This is a genomic window from Mesorhizobium sp. (genome assembly GCF_005063415.1).
Classification (GTDB): Bacteria; Pseudomonadota; Alphaproteobacteria; order Rhizobiales; family Rhizobiaceae; genus Mesorhizobium.
In genome coordinates this window covers 248-3,017 of record NZ_SUEG01000278.1, presented here as the reverse complement: position 1 = coordinate 3,017, position 2,770 = coordinate 248, and the positions used below count along the sequence as shown (strand labels likewise).

At 63.9% G+C, this 2,770-nt stretch carries 3 protein-coding genes and 1 pseudogene; 2 read left to right on the top strand and 2 right to left on the bottom strand.

All coding sequences use genetic code 11. From position 1 onward, the window contains the following. Positions 1–762 (top strand): OB-fold nucleic acid binding domain-containing protein (locus E5W70_RS31650; protein ID WP_292665202.1); only part of this gene is annotated, 762 nt, incomplete at its 5' end. Positions 763–776: 14 nt separating this feature from the next. On the opposite strand, the gene E5W70_RS31645 is transcribed toward E5W70_RS31650, so the two are convergent. Further along, entirely contained in the window at positions 777–1,658 is an 882-nt protein-coding gene (locus E5W70_RS31645) for a DMT family transporter (RefSeq protein ID WP_292665200.1), read from the bottom strand. A gap of 173 nt (positions 1,659–1,831) precedes the next feature. Between E5W70_RS31645 and E5W70_RS31640 the strand changes: the two genes are divergently transcribed. After that, positions 1,832–2,338: a hypothetical protein gene (locus tag E5W70_RS31640; RefSeq protein WP_292665198.1), complete on the top strand. Its 507-nt coding sequence runs from the start codon at positions 1,832–1,834 to the stop codon at positions 2,336–2,338. Positions 2,339–2,341: 3 nt separating this feature from the next. Here the strand turns inward: E5W70_RS31640 and E5W70_RS31635 are convergent. Continuing rightward, positions 2,342–2,770, bottom strand: a pseudogene (locus tag E5W70_RS31635) (DNA polymerase IV); the annotation flags it as partial.

Sequence of the window (2,770 nt, the reverse complement as noted above, 5' to 3'; positions counted from 1 at the left end):
ATGATGGCCGGCGTCGAGCGGATGATGGGACTGGCGTCGCTGGCGCAGCAGAATGCCGTCACCGGGCAGCACGACATCTTTGGCGCCTCGCTCGGCGCACAGTCGCAGGCGCTCAACCTGCCGGCGACCGAGCCCTGGCTCGCCGCCGACCGCCTGCACCGCGAATTCCAGGTGGTCGGGTTCTATCTCTCGGCGCATCCGCTCGACGAATACAAGGCGGCGCTGCAGAAAATGCGGGTGCAGACCTGGGGCGAGTTTTCGGCGGCCGTCAAACGCGGTGCTGCCGCCGGCCGGCTCGCCGGTACCGTCACCACCAAGCAGGAGCGCAAGACGCGCACCGGCAACAAGATGGGCGTCGTGCAGTTTTCCGACACGTCGGGCCAGTATGAAGCGGTGCTGTTTTCCGAGGGGCTGGCGCAATACCGCGACCTGCTCGAGCCCGGCCGCTCGGTGGTGATCACCGTTTCGGCCGAAGACAGGCCTGAAGGCGTCAATCTGCGCATCCAGACCGTGCAGTCGTTGGAGGAAGAGGCAAGCCGTATCCAGAAAGCGTTGCGCATCTTCGTCAGAAATGACGCACCGGCATCGACAATCCAATCGCAGCTTGGCCAGCGTGGCGACAGTCAGGTGAGCATCATCGTCATCAAGGAAGGCGGCGAGGGCGAGGTTGAGATCGAGTTGCCCAACCGCTACCGCGTATCGCCGCAGATCGCGTCGGCGATGCGGGCGGTGCCGGGCGTGGTCGAGGTGGAACTGGTCTAAGGGTTAGCGCGCGCTCATGAAGCGGCGATCTCCGCCGGTTGCGGTGCTCTCCGCTGCAGGTTGAGCAGATTGCCCATCAGGATCAGCGCGCCGCCGCCGGCGGTGAAAGCGTCGATCTGCTCGTGATAGAGCAGCCATCCGATCACCGCCGACAGCGGCACGCGTAAAAAGTCCATTGGCGAGATGACCGTCGCATCGGCATAGACAAGTGCGCGGGCCATGCAGAAATGCGAGGACATGCCGGTGAAGGCGATCAGCAGGATCCACGGCCAGAGTTCGAGCGGCGGGTTTTGCCATTCGTATAGCGCCGGGACCAGGCCAAGCAGCGATTGGATGATCAGCATCCAGAAGATGATGCGCACGACGCTGTCCGTCCGCGTCAGCGACTTGACGAGGACCACCGAGATGCCGAAGCAGACCGCGGCTCCCAGCACGATAACATGCCCCGGATTGACCGCGCCGACGCCCGGACGCACGATGATCACAACGCCGATCAGGCCGAGCACGATCGCCGCGAGTCGTGGCCGGGAGAGCCTTTCGCCGAGGAAAGCGACCGCCAGCAAAGCGGTCCAGATCGGCGTCGTGAATTCGATCGAGATCAGCACGGCAAGCGGGATCAGCGTCAGGGCGTAGAGCCAGGCAGCCTGGCCGGTATAGTGGATGACGTTGCGGGCGATATGGGCCAGCGGACGCCCGGTGCGCATCGTCGCAAAACCGCCTGACATCATGACCAGCGGCAACAGGATGAAAAAGCCGATCACCGAGCGCAGCTCGAGGACTTGGAAGACGCTGAGTTCGGCCGTCGTGGCGCGGCCGGCCACCGACATCGCCAGGAACGAGGCGACCGACAGCGCCATCCAGAACGCGGCCTTGGGGATCGAGGGTGCGGGTGCCATGCGGCTATGTCGCAAGCCGGAGCGCTCATCGCAACCGCTAGCCGACGCATTCGGCTGGGCCAGCCGTGCAGCGTTGCGAACAGTGATGTTGAAGCCGGAACCCTCGGCTGAGGGAAGCGTTGGTCGGTCAGTGTTTGCGTGCTGTGTTTTGGATACCAACCAGGAGCGGTCCGATGAAATCACTTGCACGATTTGTACTTGCCGGCTGCCTGACGGCCGGGGCTGGCGCAGCGCATGCCGACGATCCGGATTTTCTTCGCTCATTCCAGGGGAACTTCGCCGGCAAAGGCATCGTCAAGGTCACCACCGATGCCCCGACGGTGAATGTCTCCTGTCATTTCAATTCCGACGCGACGTCGAGTTCATTGTCGCTCGACGGCAGCTGCCGTGGTCTGATCGTGGTGACGCGCGCCATCAGCGCGGATCTGAAGTCCAGCGGGACGAAGTATACCGGCACCTATGTCGGATCGCGCACCGGGCCGGCGCAACTGAGCGGCAGCCGTTCCGGCAACGCTATCAATCTCGGCATCCGTTGGGCCAAGGAGGTCAATGGCGATCGCACGGCGCAAATGACGGTCGAGAAGAACGGCGAGGACGGCATGCGCCTGACCGTCGTCGATACCGATCCGAAAACCGGCAAGAGTGTGGTGACCACCCGGATCGATCTGCGGCGCACCTGACTATCACTCCTCGACCGGTTCGGGCGGATGGGCATCGCGGCCTTTGCCGAAGGTATAGCCGGTTTCCACCGCCCTGCGGCCGAACTTGCCGCGCAGCGTGTCGATGGCGCCTTCGGCCATGGCGCGCTTGCGTGACTGGACGTCGACCAGATCGGGCGGGTCCGCCCGGTCGTCGTCGGAGAGATCGCTGACGCCAATGCCGAGCAGCCGGTATTTCGTGCCATCCGCTTCCTTGCGCAGCAGCTCGAGCCCGGTCTGAAAGATGCGGTCGGCCAGCCGGGTCGGATCGCCGAGCTGGCGATTGCGCGTGCGGATTTTGAATTCCTGGGTCTTCAGCTTGAGGACGACGGTGCGTCCGGCAATGCCGGATTTCTTCAGCCGGGCCGAGACTTTTTCCGACAGCGCCCTCAGCACCGAAACCAGTTCGTCGAC

Coding starts and splice junctions, on each gene's coding strand:
- E5W70_RS31645 (WP_292665200.1), bottom strand. CDS start 1,658: ATGGCACCCGCACCCTCGATCCCCAAGGCCGCGTTCTGGATGGCGCTG.
- E5W70_RS31640 (WP_292665198.1), top strand. CDS start 1,832: ATGAAATCACTTGCACGATTTGTACTTGCCGGCTGCCTGACGGCCGGG.